Source organism: Methylophaga sp. F7 (assembly GCF_056863975.1).
On the sequence record NZ_CM166511.1, the window covers coordinates 1,841,007 to 1,865,127 of the forward strand.

General features: G+C 44.7%; 25 protein-coding genes. 1 reads left to right on the forward strand and 24 read right to left on the reverse strand.

Going from position 1 to position 24,121, the window contains the following annotated elements:
• From AC08OG_RS09315 to dapA, 24 genes are all read right to left on the reverse strand, one after another.
• A complete protein-coding gene (locus AC08OG_RS09315) occupies positions 1 to 228 on the reverse strand; it encodes a DUF2835 domain-containing protein (RefSeq protein ID WP_482929366.1) in 228 nt (75 codons plus the stop codon).
• A complete protein-coding gene (locus AC08OG_RS09320) occupies positions 206 to 643 on the reverse strand; it encodes an HIT domain-containing protein (RefSeq protein ID WP_292399248.1) in 438 nt (145 codons plus the stop codon). The genes AC08OG_RS09315 and AC08OG_RS09320 overlap by 23 nt, the downstream gene beginning before the upstream one ends.
• Positions 643 to 3,294 (reverse strand): aminopeptidase N, encoded by a 2,652-nt coding sequence (gene pepN / locus AC08OG_RS09325; protein ID WP_482929367.1) that lies wholly within the window; start codon positions 3,292 to 3,294, stop codon positions 643 to 645. The genes AC08OG_RS09320 and pepN overlap by 1 nt, the downstream gene beginning before the upstream one ends.
• Before the next feature lie 4 nt (positions 3,295 to 3,298).
• Positions 3,299 to 3,616 carry a YqfO family protein gene (locus tag AC08OG_RS09330; RefSeq protein ID WP_292357446.1) on the reverse strand — a complete coding sequence of 106 codons (318 nt, stop codon included), beginning with the start codon at positions 3,614 to 3,616 and terminating at the stop codon, positions 3,299 to 3,301.
• A gap of 5 nt (positions 3,617 to 3,621) precedes the next feature.
• Positions 3,622 to 4,659 carry a WD40 repeat domain-containing protein gene (locus AC08OG_RS09335; RefSeq protein ID WP_292357448.1) on the reverse strand — a complete coding sequence of 346 codons (1,038 nt, stop codon included), beginning with the start codon at positions 4,657 to 4,659 and terminating at the stop codon, positions 3,622 to 3,624.
• An 8-nt stretch (positions 4,660 to 4,667) separates the two neighbouring features.
• Positions 4,668 to 5,234, reverse strand: coding sequence for a dCTP deaminase (dcd, locus tag AC08OG_RS09340; RefSeq protein ID WP_292357449.1), 567 nt, complete (start codon positions 5,232 to 5,234; stop codon positions 4,668 to 4,670).
• A gap of 40 nt (positions 5,235 to 5,274) precedes the next feature.
• A complete protein-coding gene (gene apbC, locus AC08OG_RS09345) occupies positions 5,275 to 6,357 on the reverse strand; it encodes an iron-sulfur cluster carrier protein ApbC (RefSeq protein WP_292357451.1) in 1,083 nt (360 codons plus the stop codon).
• Positions 6,358 to 6,495: 138 nt separating this feature from the next.
• Entirely contained in the window at positions 6,496 to 7,380 is an 885-nt protein-coding gene (locus AC08OG_RS09350) for a carbon-nitrogen hydrolase family protein (protein ID WP_292357453.1), read from the reverse strand.
• Positions 7,381 to 7,562: 182 nt separating this feature from the next.
• Positions 7,563 to 8,150 carry a GNAT family N-acetyltransferase gene (locus AC08OG_RS09355; protein ID WP_292399255.1) on the reverse strand — a complete coding sequence of 196 codons (588 nt, stop codon included), beginning with the start codon at positions 8,148 to 8,150 and terminating at the stop codon, positions 7,563 to 7,565.
• 86 nt (positions 8,151 to 8,236) lie between these two features.
• Positions 8,237 to 8,644: a ketosteroid isomerase-related protein gene (locus tag AC08OG_RS09360; RefSeq protein WP_014706801.1), complete on the reverse strand. Its 408-nt coding sequence runs from the start codon at positions 8,642 to 8,644 to the stop codon at positions 8,237 to 8,239.
• Between the two features lie 386 nt (positions 8,645 to 9,030).
• Entirely contained in the window at positions 9,031 to 9,912 is an 882-nt protein-coding gene (speB, locus tag AC08OG_RS09365) for an agmatinase (RefSeq protein ID WP_292357458.1), read from the reverse strand.
• Complete coding sequence (nspC, locus tag AC08OG_RS09370) at positions 9,909 to 11,075, reverse strand: carboxynorspermidine decarboxylase (protein ID WP_482929368.1); 1,167 nt, start codon at positions 11,073 to 11,075, stop codon at positions 9,909 to 9,911. Before nspC ends, speB begins: the two co-directional genes overlap by 4 nt.
• 256 nt (positions 11,076 to 11,331) lie before the next feature.
• Positions 11,332 to 11,856 carry a saccharopine dehydrogenase family protein gene (locus AC08OG_RS09375; protein WP_482929369.1) on the reverse strand — a complete coding sequence of 175 codons (525 nt, stop codon included), beginning with the start codon at positions 11,854 to 11,856 and terminating at the stop codon, positions 11,332 to 11,334.
• Positions 11,826 to 12,530: a saccharopine dehydrogenase family protein gene (locus AC08OG_RS09380; protein ID WP_482929370.1), complete on the reverse strand. Its 705-nt coding sequence runs from the start codon at positions 12,528 to 12,530 to the stop codon at positions 11,826 to 11,828. Before AC08OG_RS09380 ends, AC08OG_RS09375 begins: the two co-directional genes overlap by 31 nt.
• A gap of 24 nt (positions 12,531 to 12,554) precedes the next feature.
• Positions 12,555 to 14,504 (reverse strand): biosynthetic arginine decarboxylase, encoded by a 1,950-nt coding sequence (speA, locus tag AC08OG_RS09385; RefSeq protein ID WP_292399266.1) that lies wholly within the window; start codon positions 14,502 to 14,504, stop codon positions 12,555 to 12,557.
• Positions 14,505 to 14,613: 109 nt separating this feature from the next.
• Positions 14,614 to 15,669 (reverse strand): succinylglutamate desuccinylase/aspartoacylase family protein, encoded by a 1,056-nt coding sequence (locus AC08OG_RS09390; RefSeq protein ID WP_292357466.1) that lies wholly within the window; start codon positions 15,667 to 15,669, stop codon positions 14,614 to 14,616.
• On the reverse strand, positions 15,669 to 16,574 hold the full coding sequence (gene rimK / locus AC08OG_RS09395) for a 30S ribosomal protein S6--L-glutamate ligase (RefSeq protein WP_014706795.1): 906 nt from the start codon (positions 16,572 to 16,574) through the stop codon (positions 15,669 to 15,671). Before rimK ends, AC08OG_RS09390 begins: the two co-directional genes overlap by 1 nt.
• Positions 16,571 to 17,068, reverse strand: a complete 498-nt coding sequence (locus AC08OG_RS09400; RefSeq protein ID WP_292399270.1) for an ATP-dependent zinc protease family protein — start codon at positions 17,066 to 17,068, stop codon at positions 16,571 to 16,573. The genes rimK and AC08OG_RS09400 overlap by 4 nt, the downstream gene beginning before the upstream one ends.
• 204 nt (positions 17,069 to 17,272) lie before the next feature.
• Complete coding sequence (locus AC08OG_RS09405) at positions 17,273 to 17,680, reverse strand: pilin (RefSeq protein WP_292399272.1); 408 nt, start codon at positions 17,678 to 17,680, stop codon at positions 17,273 to 17,275.
• A gap of 161 nt (positions 17,681 to 17,841) precedes the next feature.
• Positions 17,842 to 19,551, reverse strand: a complete 1,710-nt coding sequence (locus AC08OG_RS09410) for an O-antigen ligase family protein (protein ID WP_482929371.1) — start codon at positions 19,549 to 19,551, stop codon at positions 17,842 to 17,844.
• A 386-nt stretch (positions 19,552 to 19,937) separates the two neighbouring features.
• A complete protein-coding gene (purC, locus tag AC08OG_RS09415; RefSeq protein WP_292357475.1) occupies positions 19,938 to 20,648 on the reverse strand; it encodes a phosphoribosylaminoimidazolesuccinocarboxamide synthase in 711 nt (236 codons plus the stop codon).
• A gap of 11 nt (positions 20,649 to 20,659) precedes the next feature.
• Complete coding sequence (locus tag AC08OG_RS09420) at positions 20,660 to 21,427, reverse strand: MBL fold metallo-hydrolase (RefSeq protein WP_292399277.1); 768 nt, start codon at positions 21,425 to 21,427, stop codon at positions 20,660 to 20,662.
• Positions 21,427 to 22,461 carry an outer membrane protein assembly factor BamC gene (bamC, locus tag AC08OG_RS09425; RefSeq protein WP_292399280.1) on the reverse strand — a complete coding sequence of 345 codons (1,035 nt, stop codon included), beginning with the start codon at positions 22,459 to 22,461 and terminating at the stop codon, positions 21,427 to 21,429. Before bamC ends, AC08OG_RS09420 begins: the two co-directional genes overlap by 1 nt.
• Positions 22,462 to 22,479: 18 nt before the next feature.
• The gene (dapA, locus tag AC08OG_RS09430; protein WP_482930539.1) at positions 22,480 to 23,361 is read right to left on the reverse strand and encodes a 4-hydroxy-tetrahydrodipicolinate synthase; all 882 of its coding nucleotides are present in this window, start codon (positions 23,359 to 23,361) and stop codon (positions 22,480 to 22,482) included.
• 118 nt (positions 23,362 to 23,479) lie between these two features.
• On the opposite strand from dapA, the gene bcp reads away from it, so the two are divergent.
• Entirely contained in the window at positions 23,480 to 23,947 is a 468-nt protein-coding gene (bcp, locus tag AC08OG_RS09435) for a thioredoxin-dependent thiol peroxidase (RefSeq protein WP_318988149.1), read from the forward strand.
• Positions 23,948 to 24,121: the final 174 nt, after the last annotated feature.

Consider the following 24,121-nt stretch of genomic DNA (forward strand, 5'->3'; position numbering starts at 1 on the left):
TTAATCTGAGATACGTTCCAGATTGATCATTTTATGATTGTCATCAAAGCGGATTTTGAAGCGACCATGAATACCGCTTTGTGTAATAAAACGCCGAACATGCAATGCAGGAAACTGTAGAGATTGTCCCGAATCGGTTATCGCAACCACAGCAGAAGCTTCGCCTCGATAGTAGCGCATCGCCTCTTCTCTATCGACATTAAGTCTAAACGTTAAGGCTTTGGCCACTAACAAGAAAACCTCTAAACATATCGCTTAAATTACGCAGCATTTGTTGTTTGTCTGAATCACTATACGGCACAGCTACGCCCTGGCCCCAGATCGGTTTTGGCCAGACGGCATCAGTTTTAAAGCGAGCCACATGATGCACATGTAACTGCGGAACCACATTTCCCAATGCCGCAATATTCATTTTATCGGCCTCGGTGAGTTTCATCAGTTTTTCGGCGACTAATGCTGACTCCTGCCAGAGTAATTGCTGATCCTGCATCGAAAGATCATAAATTTCACTGATATCTTTGCGACGTGGCACCAGAATCACCCACGGGAAACGGGCGTCATTCATCAGTAACACTCGGCACAGTGGTAAATCACCGATCAGAAATGTGTCCGCAGCTAACTGAGGATGTAATTCAAATTTCATTAATCCGCCAGATATTTGTTAACGATCTCATAGACATCAGATGAGAGATCCTGCTGCTGAGCAATATTTTGCAATGCATCGCGCATCATTTGCTGGCGTTTTGCATCATATCGGCGCCAGGAATTGAATGCACCCAATTGCCGCGAAGCCACCTGCGGATTAATTTTATCCAGCACCAAAATCTGTTCAGCCAGGAAACGATAGCCACTGCCATCTTTTGCGTGAAATAACGCTGGATTGTTACGACAAAACTGACCGATTAACGCCCGAACATTATTTGGATTTTTAATGCTGAACGCAGGATGTTTCATCAACCCTTTAATCCGAATCAATGTATCCGGGAGGCTGGATAGAGCCTGCACAGTAAGCCATTTATCCACCACCTGCCGGTCATGCTGCCATTGCTCATAAAATGCGCGCAAGGCATGTTCACGTTCGGTACCTGGCTGATCCACCATCAGACGCAGACCAGACAGAGTGTCTGTCATATTATCTGCCTGTTTCATCTGTTTCAGGCAGCGCTGAGTTTGCATCGGATCGCCGGTTGCCATCAGATAGCCCAGACAGACGTTTTTCAGGCTGCGTCTTCCCATATGCTCTGAGTTAAACTGATACGGCACATTTGGCAAATTATGCTGCTGATACAAAGCATCAAACTGGGCTTTCAACTGCGTTGCCAGGGTATCTTTTACAAATTTACGCACACTATGGATGGCATCCACGTCAGCTACTTTCATCTGTGCTGCCAGATAATTCTCTGAGGGCAATGTCAGCATGCGCGCTACCAATGCGGGATCAGCCGTTTTATCCTCTAATACAGCAGCACATTGTTTTGACAAAGTTTCCGGCAATTGCAGCGTTTTATCTTGCTGATAATCGTTGATTAAAGACAGCATGACTTGGATGAAGAGACTTTGTCCGGCATCCCAACGATTAAAACTGTCTTTTTCATTGGCCATCAAAAACGCAAGTTCTTCATTATCACGCTCAATCAGTAATTTAACTGGCGCGGAAAAGCCACGAAGTAAAGAGACAATCGGCTTGTTATCTACCCCGATAAAACGGAATACTTGCTCTGCTTCGCTTAGTTCAAGTACGCGGGTGTCGTTATCATAGGGTTGAGCTTCATCAATCAATTGTAAAGGCAAACTATTACCTGCAGCATCCAGTAACCCCATTGCAACTGGAATTAAAAATGGTTGTTTTTCGGTCTGTCCCGGTGTGGCCGGGCAAGATTGCTGCAAGGTTAAGGTCAATATTTTCTTTGTTGCATCATATTGATGAGTGGCTGTAATAACCGGTGTTCCGGCCTGGGAATACCAACGTTTGAACTGGGTTAAATCAATACGGTTGGCATCTTCAATAGCTTTAACAAAATCGTCCGTGGTCACTGCCTGACCATCATGGCGGTCAAAATATAAATCAGTGCCTTTACGGAACCCCTCTTCGCCAACCAGGGTTTTGATCATGCGTACAACTTCCGCACCTTTCTCGTAAATGGTCACGGTATAAAAGTTACTGATTTCGATATAGCTATCGGGTCTGATAGGATGCGCCATCGGACCGGCATCTTCAGCAAATTGCAAACTGCGTAACTGATCAACATCATCAATTCGTTGCACCGCGGCAGAATTCAAATCCGCACTGAAAGATTGATCCCGCATCACGGTAAAGCCTTCTTTAAGGCTTAACTGGAACCAGTCACGACAAGTCACCCGATTACCGGACCAGTTATGGAAGTACTCGTGGCCGACAATGCTTTGTATGGTGTAAAAGTCGTTATCCGTAGCCGTTTTAGGACTGGCCAAAACGCAGGCAGCATTAAAGATGTTCAGCCCTTTGTTTTCCATCGCCCCCATATTGAAATCATTGACGGCAACAATCATGAAGACATCTAAATCGTACTCACGGCCATAAGTCTCCTCATCCCAGCGCATGGATTGCTTTAAAGACACCAGTGCATGATCACATTTATCGTGATTTTCTTTATCGACATAGATCTGCAAGGTCACGTCACGTCCGCTTAAGGTCGTAAAGCTGTCCTGTTGCATATAGAGATCACCGGCAACTAAAGCAAACAAATAACAGGGTTTAGGATGTGGATCATGCCAGCGAACCCAATGGCGTCCATCCGCTAATTCACCCTGCTCTTGCAAGTTACCGTTTGATAAGAGAATTGGCCATTTCTGTTTCTCAGCCGTGATGGTCACGCTAAATACGGCCATCACATCAGGGCGATCCGGATAATAGGTGATGCGTCGAAAGCCCTCTGCCTCACATTGAGTGCAAACCAACGCGCCTGAATGATATAAGCCTTCTAGCGCGGTATTTTGATCTGGATAAATCTCGGTGACGATTTCCAGCTGAAACTTTTCCGGTAATGTCGGCAACACCAGCTGAGTATTGGAGCGTTGAAATTCTGCGGCAGTTAATGTCCGTCCATCAAGTTTGATACTTATTAACTCTAAATGCTCGCCATTTAATACACAGGCTTCACCTGGCCCTTTTGGATTACGCCGCATGTTCAGAATACTGGTCACACGAGTCGTTGAAGCGTCCAGATCAAAATGCAAATCAACGTTGTCGACCAGATAAGACGGGACGGTGTAATCCGCGAGACGAATCGTTTTAGGGGACGCAGGTGCGTTCATTAAATTAAAAATCCTCTTGATTAACTGGCCAGTACTGATAAGCAGGCTCTTCATATGGATGTGCGAGTTTCAACGCTGAGACAACAGCTTTGATAGTCTCGTTCGAGCAAATCGTTTCAACTCGATATTCGTTTACTTGTTCCAGTTTTCCGTTTTCACCAATAAATGGCTGGCTGTCTTCTAAAGGTCGGAACTGGCCCATACCTTGTGTTTCCCAACTGCAGCAGTCATAACCATCAAAATGTCCTGCTCCGGCATTAAAAATGGCTTCTTTAACCAATTCTTTATGGGTTTCAGGAACAAAAAACACAAGTTTGTACATGAGGTTTACCTCCACTGCCATTGCTGGGCTTCACCGGTCCCAGCAATACTCAATACAGCGCTTGCATTGGCATTAAACGCTACAGCCTGTATGACCATTCCAGGATTAAGTGGATTCTGTCTGGTCACTTTCCAGCAACGTAATTTGTCACCTTGGGGTAATTGCCAGACGCAAATTCGTTCTGCCGCGTGCCCGGTTACCAGTAACATGCCATCTTCTGAAAAATTAACGGCCGTTGTGGTCGTATTAAAAACCGGGAATTCTGGAACTGGCAACGATTTTGGCCAGGCGGAACTGCGTAGCTGAGATTGCAGACTGCCATCCGCCAATGACCAAAGATAAGCATGGTCATTATCCGCTGCGGTAAATGCAAAACGATTTTGTGGATCAAATTTCACCAGAGTCACAGTATTACCATGCACCCAGTTCTGTAACTGCTCCCCACTCTGCAGATCCCATAACCGAGCAGTCCGATCATCACCGCCAGTTAAAGCCATTTTACCATCCGGTGAAATAGCCACGGTATTAATAGGATGCTTCACCGGCGAATCGACTGCAGTACCATCGTGTTCAAATACATGAAGAACCCGGTTGGCGTTAATATCAAAATAAACTGCTGTGCTATCTGCCAGTGCTAATAGCAAAAACTGGCCATCAGGCGAAATATCTAGTGCTTTCACGCGCAATGGAAATGTCAGTCTGTTTTCTGGCATTCCGTTATCCGTGTTCCATAACATCACCGTATCAAGTTCTACGGTAGCGGCAATCGGACTGGATTTAGCTAATGCCACGGTAGTGCTGCGAACCGTTTCCTTCTGCTCACTTTGCCAGCTGTATTTCACCTGATTGTTTTGCAGGTCCCATAGTCTGGCGGCGGCATCGACATCGGCTGATAGCAAAAATTTTCCATCTGCTGAAAAGGTAGCGGCATAGCTACCCTCACTATGCTGCCACTGATAAATTTGTTGCGGACGATCTTCACAACCAACCAGCAATAACAGCAACCCTGGTAAAACGAATCTGCTGATATTGCGCACAGTCATAATCTCAATCAGGATTTTGGTAAAGTCACGCCCTGCTGACCCTGGTATTTACCAGCCCTATCAGCATAAGAGGTCTCACAGACTTCATCAGATTCAAAAAACAACATTTGTGCTACACCTTCGTGAGCATAAATTTTGGCAGGTAATGGCGTGGTATTGGAGAACTCCAGGGTGACCTGGCCTTCCCATTCTGGTTCCAATGGTGTGACATTAACAATAATGCCGCATCTCGCATAGGTAGATTTTCCCAGACAAATAGTCAAAACATTGCGTGGAATTTTAAATGACTCAATAGTACGAGCCAAAGCAAACGAATTTGGCGGAATGATGCAGACATCAGAATTGATATCAACAAAACTACTGGCATCAAAGTTTTTTGGATCAACAATCGCCGAATTGATATTGGTAAAAATTTTAAACTCAGTTGAACAACGTACATCGTAACCGTAACTGGACGTGCCGTAGGAAATAATACGTTGTCCTTCTTGTTCACGAACCTGTCCTGGTTCAAAAGGCGAAATCATACCTTGCTGTTCGGCCATACGCCGGATCCATTTATCTGATTTTATGCTCATAATCCGTCAATTTGCTCAAAAGATGTTGATGATAGCTTGATTAGTCGTTCTTGATAACTATATTCGGGAATGCTGCGGAATAATTTTTGCCCTGCATTGCCAGGTTGGCGGCGATTCGGCGAGCTATCACACGATAGGCTAAAGCGATATCTCCATCTGGATCTTTGACTACCGTCGGCTGACCATTATCAGCATCTTCGCGGATATGAATATCCAGTGGCAAACTGCCAAGCATATTCACACCATATTGATCAGCCATTGATTGTCCACCGCCGGCACCAAAAATATGCTCTTCATGACCACACTGGCTGCAGATATGGGTACTCATATTTTCCACTACGCCGAGTACTGGTACTTTTACTTTTTCAAACATTTTCAATGCTTTGCGGGCATCCAGTAAGGAAATATCCTGTGGAGTAGTGACGATGACTGCACCGCTGACCGGTACTTTCTGTGACAGGGTCAGCTGAATATCGCCGGTACCCGGTGGTAAATCAATCACCAGATAATCCAGCTCTTTCCAATTGGTATCGCCCAGCATTTGCTGCAAAGCCTGCGTCACCATCGGGCCACGCCAGATCATTGGTTCTTCTTCATCGATTAAAAAACCAATCGACATGCTTTGGATACCATAGCTTTCAATTGGTTCGATTGATTTGCCATCAACTGATTCAGGACGTTGAGTGGTGCCAAGCATACGCGGCTGACTTGGACCATAAATATCAGCATCCAGAATACCCACGGTGGCGCCTTCAGCTGCCAGAGCCAATGCCAGATTAACGGACGTGGTAGATTTACCTACCCCACCTTTACCTGAGGCCACGGCAATAATATTTTTTACATTTTCCAGCGCTGGCACACCCTGCTGTACTTTATGTTTTACAATTTTAGTTGTGATATTGACGCTTACATTCGCTGCGCCTTCCGCTTCAATCAATTGTTTTAGGTTTTGTGCCAGTTCTGCAGCATAGCCTTTGACCGGATAACCCAAAGTCACATCGACCTGTGTCTGATTATCGTCCTGCGATACTTTGACCGTGGCGCGGGTGTCGCCCAGTGTTATCAGTGTTGATGGATCCTGATAATTTTTGACGATTTCCTCAATTTGCGCGGGGCTAGTCATGCACGACTCCTGTAAATTTCAAAGCTAAATTAGACTCAATATTTTATACCCTGCTAAAACTGGCTGCATCCACACTGCTTGCAGGGCTATTGGCTGATACAAAGAAAAACACCTCTATAACAGCGGTGTTTAAAGTGTTTAGCGAGTTTGCTCAGGTCCAGTTAATGTGTGTTGTAAAGGCCAATCTCGGTAATTAAAGACCTGACCTTCCTCGCGAACGCGGGCAATTTCAGTCAAATCCAGATCAGCACAGACCCAACCAGGCTTGTCAGCTACGCCTTCAATCAAGATACCGTTATCGGTAAATCCATAATCCACCGGGGTATAAATACTGGCACGCCCGGTATTCACATCAACAGCTTCTGACCAGCGAGCTTCACCAAATGTAGGAGATTGCACAACATAACATTGATTTTCCAAAGCCCGTGCCTGACAGCCAATCCGCACCCGATGGAAACCAGCCTGCGTATCGGTACAACTTGGGGCCAAAATCAAATCGGCGCCAGCCTTAACCTGCTGATAGGTAATCAATGGAAATTCAATGTCATAGCAAATACTGACCCCAATACGCCCGACATCGGTATCCAGCACTTTAATCTGTTGGCCTGGATGAATTAACCATTGCTCATTTTCGAATCGGGTCATGATCAATTTATCCTGGAAACCAATCAGCCCATCCGGTCCATAGAGATTGGCACGATTACGGAATGTGCCGTCTTCCTGCAGAACCGGAAATGTGCTGGCCAGCATCATCACATCGTATTGTTTACAAAGTTGATGATGCAAATCCTGCCAGTCCGCATAGACATCCTGCATTGAATGTAATTGCTTACCAAGATCGGTATAGATGGCTTCACCAAAGAGTGAGGCCAGTTCCATACTGCCATATTCGGGAAACACCAGTAGTTTGGCTTTCTCTTCAACGGCTTCGGCTACCCACTGCGTCAATTTATCAGTGAATTGCGACCAGTCTTTGAAAAAACCAATATCGTACTGTGCTGCAGCGACTTTTACTTTGCTCATTTACATCAAACTCGGGAAATCGTTAGCGAGACATATAAGATTGGGCTTTTTAGCCTTACTTCAATGCCAGATAATATATTTTTAACGGCTTATTAATGTCTTTAATAACAAGCTGTTGATATACAAACAAAATTACTAGAGTCTATCGTTCTTTCAGAAGCACTATTAATGTTCAACAGACTCTAAAGTTTTTTCATCCAGAAAGTCATCGGCTTAGGTGACTCATGCTCTTCATCCAGTTCTTTCCAGCTGAATGTCGTGTTGAGTTCAGGATGCTTTTCATAGCCGCGTTTACGCCAGAAGTTGTCAAGAGGCTTATAACCTGAGGGTCGGCGTGGATGGTCTTCTGGGCGCTGTACTCCACAAAAACAGCTGAATTCATATCCGCCCAGTTCTTGTGCATGTTGCTCACGATGTTCAAAAAACGCTACGCCGGCACCTTTGCCACGGTATTGTGACAACAAGACCGATTCACCACAATAAAATACGCTATCAACATCAATACCCGCTTTGATAAACGGCGCTTTAACTTCATCAGTTTCATATCTCAGCGGAATACCCGTCGATGCACCAACGACCTTATCGCCATCAAAAGCTAAAACAATCACGCTGTCAGGCGCTTCGATATAGGTTTGCAGATAGCGAGCTTCGTAATCCGGATCACCATCATAGAGATAGGGAAAATCACGGAAAACCTCAATGCGTAATCTGGCAAGTTCCGGGATAAATTGATTCAGTGCTTCGCCTGATAAGCGTTTCAATTCCAGCATAGTTATCTCACTTAGTGCAATGGAAAGGCAACCATAAAAAAGCCAAGCTGGATAGAACATCCCAGCCTGGCTGATTGGCCTGCAGTTTAACCGACGACTTGTTTAACCCAGTCTTCCAGGTTGTAGTAGTTAGTGATGCGTGCCACTTTGCCATCACGAATCACAAAAAACGCACCAGCAGGCAGATTGTATTTCTGGCCGTTAGCTTCTGGCAAACCTTCATCGGTGCTCAGATATTCGCCTAGTACGGTGAATTCAACAGCAGCACGATCGCCCGCTTCATTAGTGGTGATGGAAATATCCACGATTTGTTCTTTGTAATGGGCATTCATGCGGTCCATAAATGCAGAGAATTTTTCTTTACCAATTTCGCGTCCGGCCTGGTTAACATCATGAATAACGTCATCAGTCAGCATATTTAAAAACGCATCCATATCCTGACGGTTGAACGCATCGTAGTAGTTTTGCAGCAATGTGATTGTAGCTTGGCTCATGTCGCAGACCCCAGAGAGTAAAAAAACCGCGAATTTTAACGTGTAAACGCTTCAAAGAAAAGCAAAAACTGCTAATTAACCACAGAGACACGGAGGGCACGGAGATTTTAAAGTTATCCGCAGATTACGCAGATTTTCGCAGATTATTTTTGTCGGGTTACGCTGCGCTAACTCGACCTAAGTTTTTTAACAATATTTAGGTCGGGTTGAATTTATGAAACCCGACAAAGCACAAATGCTTAGATGATGTTGGGTTTCGCACAATCAACCCAACCTGCAGTCCTGTTAAAAATTATAAATCTGCGTCCATCTGCGTAATCTGCGGATCTATTTTTTGTCTCTGTGCCCTCCGTGTCTCTGTGGTTAATTTTTTTAACCGCAAAAAATCATTGACGACTACGAGCAGTGATCCCCATTAACTTGTAGGTCAGCATTGATGCAGCAAAGTCATATGCATGAAACCCTTCAATTGGTGCAAACTCCATTACATCAAAACCAATAATTTCACGTTGTTTGGCAACCGATTCAAACAGATTCAATGTCTGGTACCAACTCAGGCCACCCGGTACTGGTGTGCCTGTTGAAGGAAACACACTCGGATCCATACCATCAATATCCACCGTAAAAAACACTTTTTTCGGGAAATCATCGGGCAAGGTAATGCTGTTGATATTATTCGGCACCAATTCATCGGCATCCTGGTAATACACACCAAACTCCTCTCGCACCTGCATCTCTTCTTCACAAAATGCACGAATTCCCAGTTGGTATAACGGGATACCCATATCCACAGCACGTTTCATTACTGAGGCATGGCTCAAAATATCGCCTTCATAGGCATGACGCAGATCAGCGTGGGCATCAATCTGCACAATACCAAAATCTTCGATGCCGGCATCTTTTAACCCTTTAATGACGCCATAGGTCACGGTATGTTCACCACCTAACACTACAGGAATTCCGCCATTACGGATGATTTCAGCGGTGGCATTAGCAATGTTATCAATCACCTGTTGCGAGCTAACGCTGCAATCGACTGGCGGGCAAGTATAGATGCCCAAATCACATGGATTACTTTTGCCGTCCCATTTTTCCAGCTGCCAGGATGCATTCAAAATCGTTGAAGGCCCTTTATTGGTGCCGCCACCATAAGAGACCGTTTTTTCATACGGAACAGGCAAAACATGGAACATCGCCTGTTTTGGATCGGCCTGGTCAATCTCGGAGCCCAGGAAAATCGGAAATTCTTCGTTCAATTCGGTGTTCATGACAGTCGCTCTTTAAAATCGCTGTAGACAAAGCTTTTGACTACACGTAAATCATCGGTTTCGGAATTCCAAATAGCCAATGCCGGTAATTTGGTGCCATTAAATGTCGTGGTTTTAACCATGGTGTAATGGCTCATATCTTCAAATACTAGACGTTGACCAATTTCCAGTGGCTTATCAAAGCTGTAATCACCGATCACATCACCCGCCAGACAAGTTAATCCTCCCAATCGATAGGTATGTGAATTTTCATCAGGCAAACCTGCACCGGTGATATCCGGACGATACGGCATTTCCAACGTGTCGGGCATATGACAGGTAGCAGATGTATCGAGAATCGCCTGATCAAGGTGATTCCAGCTGATATCGAGCACCTCGCAACTCAAAATACCAGTACCAATTGCCACCGCCTCACCCGGTTCCAGATATACTTCGACTTGATGCCGTTGTTTAAAATCCTGAACCAGTTGAATTAAACCATCGATGTTATAGCCATCAGCCGTAATATGATGGCCACCACCAAAATTCACCCACTGCATCTGTGGCAGCAAATGGCCAAACTTCGCTTCCATAGCCGCCACAGTTCGCTGCAATGGTTCAAATCCTTGCTCACATAAAGTATGAAAATGCAGCCCAGAAATACCATCCAATGCAGTTTCATCCAGTTGCGATAACGGAATGCCTAAACGTGAACCGGGAGCACACGGGTCATAAATTGGCACTGCACCTTCAGAATGTTCTGGATTGATTCGTAAACCAAAATGCAAATCTGGACGCTGTTTTTGCATTGCCAGGCACTGATCACGAAACCGCAGCCATTGGCCACAAGAATTAAACACAATGTGGTGGGCAAAGGTCAGCAGTTCATCAATATCCTGTTGACTGAAGGCCGCAGCAAATACATGCACTTCCCCACCGTATTCTTCAAAACCAAGCCGAGCTTCATGCAAACCACTGGCGCAAGTGCCGCTCAGATATTTGGCGGTCAACGGTGCCAAAGACCACATTGAAAATGCTTTCAAAGCAGCCAGAACTTTTGCACCACTGGCCGTTTGCACATGATTCAGAATGCGTAAATTACGCTCAACAGCCACCTCGTCCACCACAAAACAAGGCGACGGCAATCGAGATAAATCCAGCTTGGTAAAATCAGTAAATTGCATTATTTTCAAATACCTGAAAATGATAGTTAATTTGTATTATTAACACTTATTAACCACAGAGACACGAAGATCACAGTGTTTTATCCGCAGATTACGCTGATTCTCGCAGATTATTTTTGCCGGGTTACGCTACGTTAACCCGACCTACATTCATATTAAAATTAAAAATCTGCGTCCATCTGCGTAATCTGCGGATGTATACTTTTCCTCCGTGCCCTCAGTATCTCTGTGGTTAATTTTTTATAGCTCCATAAGGTCAATTGTCGAGATTGAAATCATCCAGTTCAATCACTTCCCAAGGCAGTCCATATTTATTCATATCTTCCATAAATGGATCCGGATCAAACTGTTCAATGTTCCAGACGCCCGGTTTCTTCCACTTGCCTTCCAACATCATTTTGGCGCCAATCATGGCCGGTACACCAGTGGTATAAGAAATCGCCTGCGACTGAACTTCAGCGTAGCAATCCTGATGGTCTTTTATTTGATAGAGATACACAATTTTCTCTTTACCATCCTTAACACCCTTCACTACGCAACCAATGCAGGTTTTACCTTTGGTGCGAGGGCCAAGTGTTGAAGGATCTGGTAACAAAGCTTTGAGGAACTGAATCGGTACGATCTGCTGACCGTTAAAATCAATTGGGTCAATACCGGTCATACCGACATTACCCAGTACTTCCAGATGTTTAAGATAGCTATCACCAAAGCTCATCCAGAACTGGGCACGTTTCAAAGTCGGGAAATTCACTACCAGTGATTCCAGTTCTTCATGGTACATACGGTAAATATTGTAGTTACCAACCTCTTCTGGACAGGTAAAGCTGGCTTTTTTGACATGGCCGGTGTGGTAACAAATTCACCATTTTCCCAGTGACGACACTCTGCCGTGACTTCACGAATATTGATTTCCGGATTGAAGTTGGTGGCAAATGGATAACCATGATCGCCGCCATTGACGTCAATAATATCCAGCTCATGGATTTCATCGAAGTAATGTTTGGCAAGATAGGCAGTAAAAACGTTGGTGGCACCGGGATCAAAACCGCTGCCGAGTAATGCCATCAAACCGGCATTTTCAAATTTTTCACGATAGGCCCACTGCCAGCTGTATTCAAACTTGGCGGTATCCAAAGGTTCGTAGTTAGCTGTATCCAGATAGTCAACACCAGCCGCCAGACAGGCGTCCATGATATGCAAATCCTGATAAGGTAACGCTACGTTGATGACCAGATCTGGTTTTTCCTTTTCCAGTAAAGCAGTCAGTTCTGGCACGTTATCGGCATCGACCTGAGCAGTGCGGATTGGGCGATCCAGCTGCGCTGCTATGGCTTTACATTTGTCTTCATTACGGCTGGCCAGAATAATCTCCGAAAATACTTCCGGTAATTGGGCACATTTATGCGTAACGACGCCGCCAACACCACCGGCGCCAATAATGATCACTTTTGACATTGCTGAATCCTTATAAATCTGCAGTTATCTTTCAAAGAAGGTGTAGCCATTCATGCTGTCGCTGAAGGCACGTAACATTTGTTGACGCATTGGAACCGAAATCTTGCCATCTCGAACAGCTTGTTCAGCCAATTTCCGGAATTGTTCCTGCATTACTTTCGGATCGTATTCCACGTAGCTGAGTACATCGGCAATACTATCGCCATGAAACTCACGGACAAAATCAAAGCTGCCATCCTCGTTAATATGCACACTGACCACGTTGGTATCACCAAACAGGTTATGCAAATCACCAAGGGTTTCCTGATACGCTCCAACCAGAAATACGCTCAGATAATATTCCTCACCCTCTATAAGTGGGTGTAATGGCAACGTTTTACGAATACCCTCTTCATAGGAAAACGAATCAATTTTGCCATCACAATCACAGGTCATATCTGCGATGACCGCTGCGCGAGTGGGTTTTTCATTCAAGCGATGAATCGGCATGATGGGGAAGATCTGATCAATTGCCCAGATATCCGGCAACGATTGAAACAGACTGAAATTACCGTAATAAATATCGGACAGTAACTCTGGCAGACTTTCCAGTTCAGCAGAAACCCTGCGTGCCTGGGGCAACAATTCTGAGATTTTTTCCAAAATGGCCAATGAAACATTCTCGGCTAAAGCCCGTTCACGGAGGGTTGCCTGACCGTGATGGAATAACTCACGTAATTCATCACGATAATATATGGCATCGTTGTAACACTCCTGCAGGTTCTGCAGTTTTACATTATTCAGCACGGCATAGAGGTTCACCAGCATATCCGGACTATCATCCGGAACAATCTCCGGAATCGTGCCAGGTTTATGATCACGGACTTCCAATACGTTAAATAACAACATGGAAGAATAGGCAATCAATGCCCGACCAGATTCAGTAATGACGACTGGGTGTTCGATATCCAGCGGATCCAGACATTCCTGCAAGGTTTCGATAATGTTGTAGCAATATTCGTCCAGGCCGTAGTTCATACTGTGTGTGCTGTTAGAACGAGCACCTTCGTAGTCAACTGCCAAACCGCCACCCAGGTCCATATAGCCCATCGGTGCGCCTTCTTCGATTAAGCCAGTGTAAAAACGGCAGGCTTCCATTACGCCACTACGGATATTACGAATATTGGGAATTTGTGAGCCTAAGTGGCTATGCAGTAACTGCAGGCAATGCAACATATCGGCTTTTTTGAGCTGGTCGATAACTTCAAGCAGTGCATTGGTAGAAAGGCCAAAAATAGAACGGTCTCCACTGTCACCATTCCAATGACCTTCAACTGTCGAAGCCAGACGAATACGTAAACCTATCAGCGGATCAATCCCTAATGCTTTACTGCGTTCCAGAATCGTGGAAAGCTCCGTGGCGGTTTCCAATACAAAAAAGCATGGAATCCCCATTTGACGGGCATATAAACCCAGTTCAATAAATTCTTCGTCTTTATATCCATTACAGATAATCAAACTGTCATGGTCACGAAGCTGTGAAATAGCAATAATTAATTCGGCTTTACTGCCCGCTTCCAGACCATGATGGTAGCGACGACCATAATCAGCAATTTCCTCAATAACGTGGCATTGCTGATTCACCTTAATTGGGAATACACCGCGATAGTGATTTTTATAACCAGCTGTTTTAATCGCCCGGGCAAAAGCCTCGTTCAGTTGGGTAATTCGCAAATCCAGCAGGTTTTCAATGCGTAATACAGCGGGCATATCCAGGCCACGCTCTTTCATTCCATTAACAATATCGATCAATGGAACATGAATAGTCTTTTCACCAAACTGCAAACTGACGACCGCATTGCCATCGGCGGAAATATCAAAATAATCCGTCCCCCAATCACGCACACCATAAAGCTTACTGCTATGTTGCGCACTCCATTCTTCAGGGGCAACATCAGGTGAGTGTGTATCAAGATTGGCATGGGTTTGTGTCATCAGTATGACCCCCTTTGGCTTCAGTTAAATCGCGGGATTGTCACTATTTTACGGATAAATTGCAAAAATATTATGACAGCACTACTACGTAACGAGATGAATCGCAGGCCTAGATAATTGGTTGCTCTTCTGGAACGCTGGTATCTGTTGATGGATCCAGATTGGTATTGAACGCCTCCACACTGTCCGCAACTTCGTCAGGGCGATTAAAACGCGCAATATGGAACAGCGCCTCACCCTCATTGACCAGAGGAATATTGGTTCTGCCAATGATCACGCCACTACAGATTGCGACCACTTTGGTTTCCGATTTTTCATCACCATATGGGGCCGCGACCATTCCCAGAATATCGCCTTTGGTCACGTGGGCTCCCATAGGAACCAGCATTCTGAAAATTCCGCTTTGCGGTGCCCTCACCCAACTGCTTGAACGCGCGACAAATGGTTCTACCGGTTTTAAATGTTTCGTACGGGATTCAGTTAACATGCCCAGCTTACGCATTACCGCCAACACGCCTCTGACACCAGCACGAATCGCCAGTTCATTAAAACGTAATGCTTCACCGGCTTCATAGACTATAACCGGCACATTGGCCTGCTGACAGGCATAACGTAGAGATCCCTCAATCAAGCCTGAATTCAAAATAACCGGGGCATTAAATGCTCTCGCCATTTCTTCAACGGCAGGATTATCCAACGCTGCACGAATCTGTGGCAGGTTATCGCGGTGTATGGCTGCAGTATGCAAATCTACGCCATGGGTACACTTATTCACCACCTCGCTCATAAAAAGATTGGCGAGGCGCGCCGCCAGAGAACCCTCTTCAGAACCGGGAAAACAGCGGTTTAAATCCCGGCGGTCTGGCAGATAACGCGTTTGATTGATAAAACCATATACGTTAACCACCGGGATGGTTATCAACGTCCCCTTAAGGCTTTTAAGCCGTTTACTTCTAACCAGCCGACGAATTATTTCCACGCCGACAATTTCATCTCCATGTACCGCACCGGACACAAATAAAACAGGCCCGTCACGTCGTCCACGCATCACCTGAACAGGCATACTCAAAGAGGTATGCATATACAAATCCGGTAGGGCTACATCAACTACTTTATTTTGTCCGGGGCCGATTTTTTGCCCGGCAATAATCAACTCGTCAGGCATTAACCACGGCCTTTGGTTTTAGTGGTTCCTGAAACAGAGTTCTTTTCAATAAAATCAATAATCAAACTGGCAATATCCTTACCGGTTGCTGATTCGATACCTTCAAGCCCTGGCGAAGAATTAACCTCCATCACGACTGGTCCATGGTTCGAACGCAATAAATCCACACCGCACACATTCAGACCCATCGTTTTGGCTGCCCTGACAGCGGTAGCCCGCTCTGCCGGTGTAATGCGGATTAAATTGGCACTGCCCCCACGATGCAGATTGGATCGGAACTCGCCCTCTTTACCCTGGCGTTTCATTGCGGCAACCACTTTCTCACCCACTACAAAACAGCGAATATCCGCACCGCCGGCTTCTTTGATAAATTCTTGCACCAAGATATTGGCTTTCATGCCCATAAAGGCTTCGATAACACTCTCAGCTGCCCCAGCAGTCTCTGCCAATACCACACCGATGCCCTGGGTACCTTCCAATAATTTAATCACCAGCGGCGCACCACCGACCATCTTGATTAAATCGTCGACATCATCCGGACGATGTGCAAACCCCGTTACTGGCAGACCAATTCCGCGGCGTGACAGTAATTGCAGAGCGCGAAGTTTATCGCGTGAACGACTGATCGCCACTGACTCATTCAGTGGATATACATTCATCATTTCAAACTGGCGCAGTACAGCAGTTCCGTAAAAGGTCACCGAAGCCCCGATCCTAGGAATCACCGCATCATAACCGGTCAGATTCTCGCCCTTGTAATGCACCTCCGGTTTCATCGAGGTGATATTCATATAACAACGCAGCACATCCAGCACATCCACTTCGTGACCTCGTGCCTCCGCTGCCTCAACCAATCGGCGAGTGGAATACAGCTTCGAATTACGGGACAAAATGGCTATTTTCATGCAGATTCTCCATCAAGCGCTTCATCTCTAGGCGCTTGGGTAGTGTCGTGGAATGCGGGGCTTGCTTGATAGGACAATGCCGGATTAACCAATATATTACCAGTCGTCATGGCAGTACGTCCCAGTAACATTCGAAACAACATAGTATCGCGATTGGTCAGGGTAATTTCAATCGGCCAGCTATGCCCGCCAACGCTCAGTGGCGTTTCAATTACATAACGTTTTTCTGTGTGACCACCCGAGTCAGTAACGTTGCGCTCGTCCTTAACTCGCGCTTCGCACCAGATTTCCGTCTCGGTATCATGTTGATTGGGATGCACCCCAAATCTTACCCAAAGCTCACCGTTCTTATCAATCGGCTCAACCGAAAAGGCATGGATGGCGGAAGTTCGGGCTCCAGTATCCACCTTGGCTTTGATTTGTTGAATACCCAACTCAGGCAAGCTCAACCACTCTCGCCAGCCAACAGTGATTATTTTTGGATAATTTTCCACGGGATTCCCCAATTAAGAATTTATGGGGCAATTGAAAGCAATTTAGGGACAGCTGTCAAAAAGGATTTTAGATATTTCGGATTTTAGTGAAACTTATATCTGATTTATAGTTATATCAATTATATTTTAATGTTGAAAATTAACCCGCTCCTTACAAAAAAGCCCCGATGAATCGGGGCTTTTAACAAAATTCAACAATATTTATTAGCAAAGGCCGGCTGCTAAGCAAGAGCCACCAACTGTCCATTGGATAGGTGCGGTTATACCATCTGGAGTTAATGTATAATCATCATTAGCAGCATTAATATTTTGACTTGTAGCTGTAATAACACCATCAACCATTGTGACACTATTAACAAATCCAGATGCACCTACAGCACCAGGAATACCATTAGAACCAGCATCAGCATCAGCTAAAGCCGTTAGGCGACCAGATTGAGCTGCAACTTCAAAAGCAATTTTATGAGGAGAAGTTGCTAATACCACCTCAGAAAAACGGGCACGTTCAGTATATTGTTGGTACGCAGGCAAAGCGATTGCCGCCAAAATACCAATGATCGCGATAACAATCATTAATTCAATTAATGTAAAACCTTGTTGTGTTTTTTTCATATTTCAATCTCCGTAAATAGACGACAAGCTTTGTGCTCCAAATTAATAGAGCACTCTCCATGCCAATGTTTTTTTATTTTTAAAAACAGTTAGTTAAGATTTAAATATTTATTTTCAATATTCGCAAATTACTCAGGCACGTCAGTTTATGACGTTTTTTGTCAGTTTCTTGCTAAACAATCTTTTTGTAGTTTAATTAAAACTTTATTTGCCGGGTAATACTCCAAACTTTTACGAATGGTTTCACAACGCTTTTCAGGCTTTTCCATAGCAAAATAACCATTAATTACGTCTTCAAATAGTTTTAACTCTGGTTTTTTATTCAGTTCGTATTCAAACCAACTCACAACCTGAATAAGTTTTTCTGCATCCTTTCTTACAATTGCATCATGCAGATGTGTTCGCATGACAATCTTCTCAGCATAGTTTTTGTAATACATATTACTTAACACATGATTAAGTTGGGGAGATTGCTGGGATTGAGTCAAATAGGTATATAGCTGCTGTTGCGCCAGTGCGGTTTGCCATAAAAAGACTAATGAAATGCTTAGCAAAAGCAGGATTAAAACCCGAAGTGATTTATTCGCTGCTTCACTAAGCAGATTCTGCTTGAATTTTAAATGATGGTTAAGTAATCCAAATAATAATGTTAACCAAATAAACCAGTGAAATGAGGATAGGTAAAAGGGATGCTCAACTTGTGTATGAAAAGTTATCGGTAGTAATAATGCAAGATAGGCAAGTATTCTTTGATGTTTATGTTTGAATACGAACCACAACACACTGAACATCGCTATAAGAATGCCCAGTAAAGCCAATAATCCTCCTTCAATGGCCCATTGCAAAAGTTCATTATGTGGATGGGCTATATAACCTGGCATATTTGCAGTAGGATGTTGTTGATAAAACGCAGAAGAAGCCAAGCCAAATTTTTCCAGGAAACTGCCAATACCATGTCCTCTTATTGGGGCTTCAGAAAAAGCATCAAGAGAAATTCGGTAAATACTCAGACGTTGATCTGAATATTGCGCTGCTACCATTTGGTAAGATTTATCAAATGTTCTGTGTAACCCTTCTTTTGCTAACCAGCTGGCCACCACAATTAGCAATAAAGCAGAAACCATCGTTTTCCAGTTTTTACTGACTTGACTTCGATAGGCTATGAGCAACATTAGTAATCCTAATACGCCTGATAACAGTCCTATTCTTGAACCTGTTGCAACCATCACATAAGCCGCAATACCTATGGTTAGTAGTAAAAAGACTTTTAGATAAAAACGCTTATAAGCAATCGGTCTTAAACAAAGATAAACTGAAACCAATATGCCGGTAGTCAGGAAACTGGCCATCACATTGACCTGTTGAAAAACACCGGTAGCAGTCACTATCGAGGTACGTGGGATCCAATTCTGCAAAATTGGTAACTCAAACAATTGAATAACACCAACGAGACTATGGATAAGGGTTGCAATAGCAATCAGCAACAAAATCCTATCGGTGTTTTTCAGCCGAAACTGAAATAGACCAAACAGAAAAATAACCCCTGCCATCACATACACAATTCGAAACAGCCAGGTAATTGGATCCTGAACGCCAGCAAGTGCTGCAGCCAGCAGAATTCCAATAGGTAACGCCAAAAGACCTTTGTAATTTGCTGGAAGAAGCAGCTTTTCCTGCCCACAGAAATACCAGACTGAATAAGCAATAACTAATGTCGCCGCCGCCCAGACGGTGATATTAAATGGTAGATCAAATCCAGTGCCACCGAGACTGGAGGCCAGATAAAAGGGAGATACCAGGAAGAGTAATGCCAGTAACCATTCAATTGGCTGCTGCGGCAATAGTGGGTATTTTGAGAGATAACGCGACATAAGCTTCCCTGTTCTGGCGAATAAACAAAAAAGGATTATGTCGGCTGATTGATCGAGTGGCAAGGAGCGTTGGATAGAAACAACGACTATTTCATATCAGCTGTATTTTTATCCGCAGATTACGCAGATGGGCGCAGATTAAAAGAATACAAACCACAGAAACACAGTTTAAAAATAATGTAGGTCGGGTTAGCGCAGCGTAACCCGACATAAACAAGATGTTGGGCTTCGCAGGCTCAACGCCAACCTACTGAGTTTTTTAAATTCATCAATCTTAAGATTAATGAAACAAGGTCCGTTCGATATTATGACGTGAATAATCTGCGTAATCTGCGGATAAATCTTTTAAAACCTCTGTGCCCTCTGTGTCTCTGTGCTTATATCAACTACAAAGGCACACCAATTCGCTGAGCAACTTCTTCGTAGGCCTCGATAACACCACCCAATCCCTGACGGAAGCGGTCTTTATCGAGTTTTTTACGGGTTTCAGCATCCCATAAACGGCATCCATCCGGGCTGAACTCATCACCGAGATAGACTTCGTCTTTGAACACACCAAATTCCAGTTTGTAATCCACCAGAATCATCCCGGCATCGGCAAACAGTTTTTTCAACACCTGATTGACTTCAAAGGTCAACGCTTTCATGCGTTGGACCTGTTCATCGGTAGCCCAGCCAAAAGTGGCGATATGGTATTCATTAACCATTGGGTCATGTAAAGCATCATTTTTCAGGAAAAACTCAAATACCGGCGGGTTAAGCTCCATTCCATCTTCCACGCCAAGCCGGCGGACCAGACTGCCTGAAGCCACATTACGCACCACACATTCCACCGGGATCATTTTCATGTTTTTGACCAGCGCTTCATTGGCACTAAGCAGTTTTTCAAAATGCGTCGGAATACCCGCGTTGGCCAATTGCTCCATGATAAATGCATTAAACTTGTTATTAATCTCACCTTTACGGCTTAATTGTTCGATACGTTCACCATCAAATGCCGATGTATCGTCCCGAAAACTGAGCACAACATAATCCTGGTCTTCTGTAGCAAAGACGCTTTTGGCTTTACCGGCATAAAGTTGCTGTAATTTTTGCATGGTGTTTTCTCTTAGGCTTTTTTAAGTTCGCGCCAGTCAAATCCGGCATCTTGTTCAGCGATGCCAATCCAGTCTGGTGTGCAGTTCAGTGCATCAGCAAATAAAGGACTCACCAAGGTCGGAGAATTATTTTTTTCGCTGATATGCATTGCAACAATGTGTTGCAAGCGTGAGGTGTCAATTTTCGCAAGTAATTCGGCAGATTGCACGTTATTTAAATGACCAAAACGTCCACCGACCCGCTGTTTTAAATATTCCGGGTATTCCCCCTGATCCAGCATTGCCATATCATGATTCGCTTCCAGCATCAGCCCATCACACAACGTCAAAGCTGACTCGATCACCGGTGTGATAAAACCAACATCGGTTAACAGGCCTAAGCGGAAATCACCGTTGTGGAACACAAACTGACTGGGTTCACGCGCATCGTGTGGCACCGGAAACGGTGAGACTTCAATATCATTAACATTGAAACGCTCATGACAGCTAAACTCGTGAATATGCGGCATCACATCAACAGGTAAACCTGCTGCCGTGCCGGGTGTGGCATAAACCGGAATATTGAATTTCTGTGATAAAACTCGAACGCCACCGATATGATCGGCATGCTCGTGTGTCACCAGAATAGCGGTGAGGTCCGAAGACGTCAGACCAACACGCCGCAGACGTTTTTCAGTTTCACGAGCAGAAAAACCACAATCCACCAGAATTGTGGTTTTTCCCTGTGAAATCAGTGTTGCATTGCCCCGGCTACCGCTGCCAAGTGATGCAAAGCGCATTATTGAGTCAATTGTTCCTGAATCAGACCCAGTAAACGTTTCGCTGTTTCTGAAGAAGTACGAACCTGTTCAGAATCCAGTACGGTTATACGGGTATCTGACGCATCTGAAATAAGTTTGATGTAGTAGTACTCTTCAGGCGCCACCTCATCGTCATCTTTCCAGAAAGCCATACGACCAAAGAAGCCAGGTTCTTCTCTCTCAGCTTCGTTAAATGGATCCAGGTAGCGCACGTAATATGTACCACGTGAACGGTCACGATCTTCAACAGCAAAACCACGGCTATCCAATACCCGACCGACACGATCCCAAACGGTAGTGAATTCCTGCTCCACCAATAAAGCCTGTTGACCTTCGGCTTCATCCAACAAAATGACACGCGCTTCAGTTTGTTGTGCTGCTGAGCTTGGCAAAGAGGCCTCAGCACGTGCTTTATCCTGTTGGTATAAGCCACCAAGATATTCAGCCAACTGACGCAGCATCGCTTCATCTTTCTGATTGTTGCGATTGGTATCATCTACACCATTCACATAAACTCGAGCCGAACGATTTACATCTCCGCGCTCCATACGAACACGATAGGCATAGCCATCAACGTCCGGCTGGGTATCCATCAGACCAATACGCTGATCTTTACGGTGAATATTCATATTGATATCCGCCCAGAAAGCTTCAATACGTTGCCAGGTTTCATCACGGTCTCCCGGAACGACCAGATGCCGATCATCCCCCTCGCCCGATAAAGCAGGTTTGGATTCTGGAGTGATGTTATAACGCGCTGCTAATGGATTGGTGCTGGCTTCTTCATATTCGGAATACGTTGCTGAGCTTTGCTGATTGCCAGCGATTTGATCGTTGATTCGTGATGTGCTCAAGTCAGGTGGAATGTCCAACGGTGGCATTGTTTCTGCTTTACGATACTTTTGGGTATTATCAGGAGCAACCTCATCCAGTGATGGCATTAACCCACAACCTGAAACGCTTACTGCGACCAGCACTCCACAGGCTTTCAACTTAAAACGATTTGTGTTCATTTAATTACATTCACTCACTTAGGGATTCAGAACACCGGCAGTGACCAGCGCCTCACGAACCGGTTGATGAAATTGTTCAGACAAAACTGTCATTGGTAAACGTATCCCTTCCGGTATCAGACCCATTTCATGGAGAGCCCATTTAACCGGAATAGGATTGGATTCAGAAAATAACCGCTGATGCAGTAAAGATAATTTATCGTTTATTTCACGGGCATTATCAGCATCACCCTTCAAAGCAGATTCACACATCTGGCTCATTAAGGCAGGTGCCACATTCGCAGTCACTGAAATGACCCCACGACCACCCGCCAGAATAAAATCAACGGTATTGGCATCTTCGCCGGTATAAAGTTCGAAACTATCGTCACACAGTTCCTTAATTAACGACACTCTTCGTACATCTCCGGTCGCTTCTTTAATACCGATAATATTGCCGATTTTGGCCAGACGACCAACGGTTTCCGGTAATAAATCACAGGCTGTGCGGCTTGGAACGTTATAGAGGATTTGCGGAATATCCACCGCTTCAGCAATCGCTTTAAAATGCAGATACAAACCTTCCTGAGTCGGTCGGTTGTAATAAGGTGTGACCAACAGAACGGCCGCAACACCTAATTGTTTAGCGTAATGGGACAGTTCAATGGCTTCTTCGGTAGAGTTGGCACCGGTACCGGCAATGACGGGAATGCGACCCGCAGCCTGCTCCACCACCTGACGAATTACATCTGTATGCTCATCAATGCTTAATGTAGCGGACTCACCAGTAGTACCGACAGCCACAATCGCACTGGTGCCATTTTGAATATGAAAATCAACGAGCTTGCGCAGGCTTTCACCGTCTAACGAGCCATCCGCCCGCATGGGTGTTACCAGAGCTACCATACTGCCGCTGAACATATTCATCAGACTCCGCGAAAATAAACTGGCATGGTACTTTGCCAGCCAGTAGATGACAAGACCGGACTGCTTTGGGTAAGGTACTGCCAGCAAAATAATCACTAATGGAGAACGTTTAATGACTACAGTTAATTTACAGCAAACCGTACCGGATTTTGAATTGCCTTCCACTGGCGATAAAAACATCCGGCTTTCCGACTTGCATGGCAAGAATGTGCTTATCTATTTTTACCCCAAAGACAACACCCCAGGATGCACATTGGAAGGTCAGAATTTCCGTGATCATATTGAGACGTTTAATGCTCACAACACACTGATATTCGGGATATCCAGAGACAGCGTGCGTGTTCATGAAAACTTCAAGGAAAAACAGCAGTTTCCCTTTGACTTACTCTCTGATGCTGATGAAACAGTCTGTAACTTGTTTGGCGTGATGCAGCTGAAGAAAAATTATGGACGTGAATACATGGGCATTGTTCGCAGTACATTCCTTATCGATACAGAAGGAAAGCTGATCAATGAATGGCGAAATGTCAAAGTCAAACAACATATTGATGAAGTATTGGACGTCGTCAAAAATCTATAACATCCAACAATAATCATAGATAATAGACTTGTAAAACAGGTATTTACATTACTCTTTTTAAGTGCACTAATAAAACCCGCTGCTCCTCCCCTACCGCACCAACCCAGTGCGGTATTTTTTTCTCTTTAACGATTAACCACTTGTTTTTAATCGACTTCACAGACTGGTTTAGAA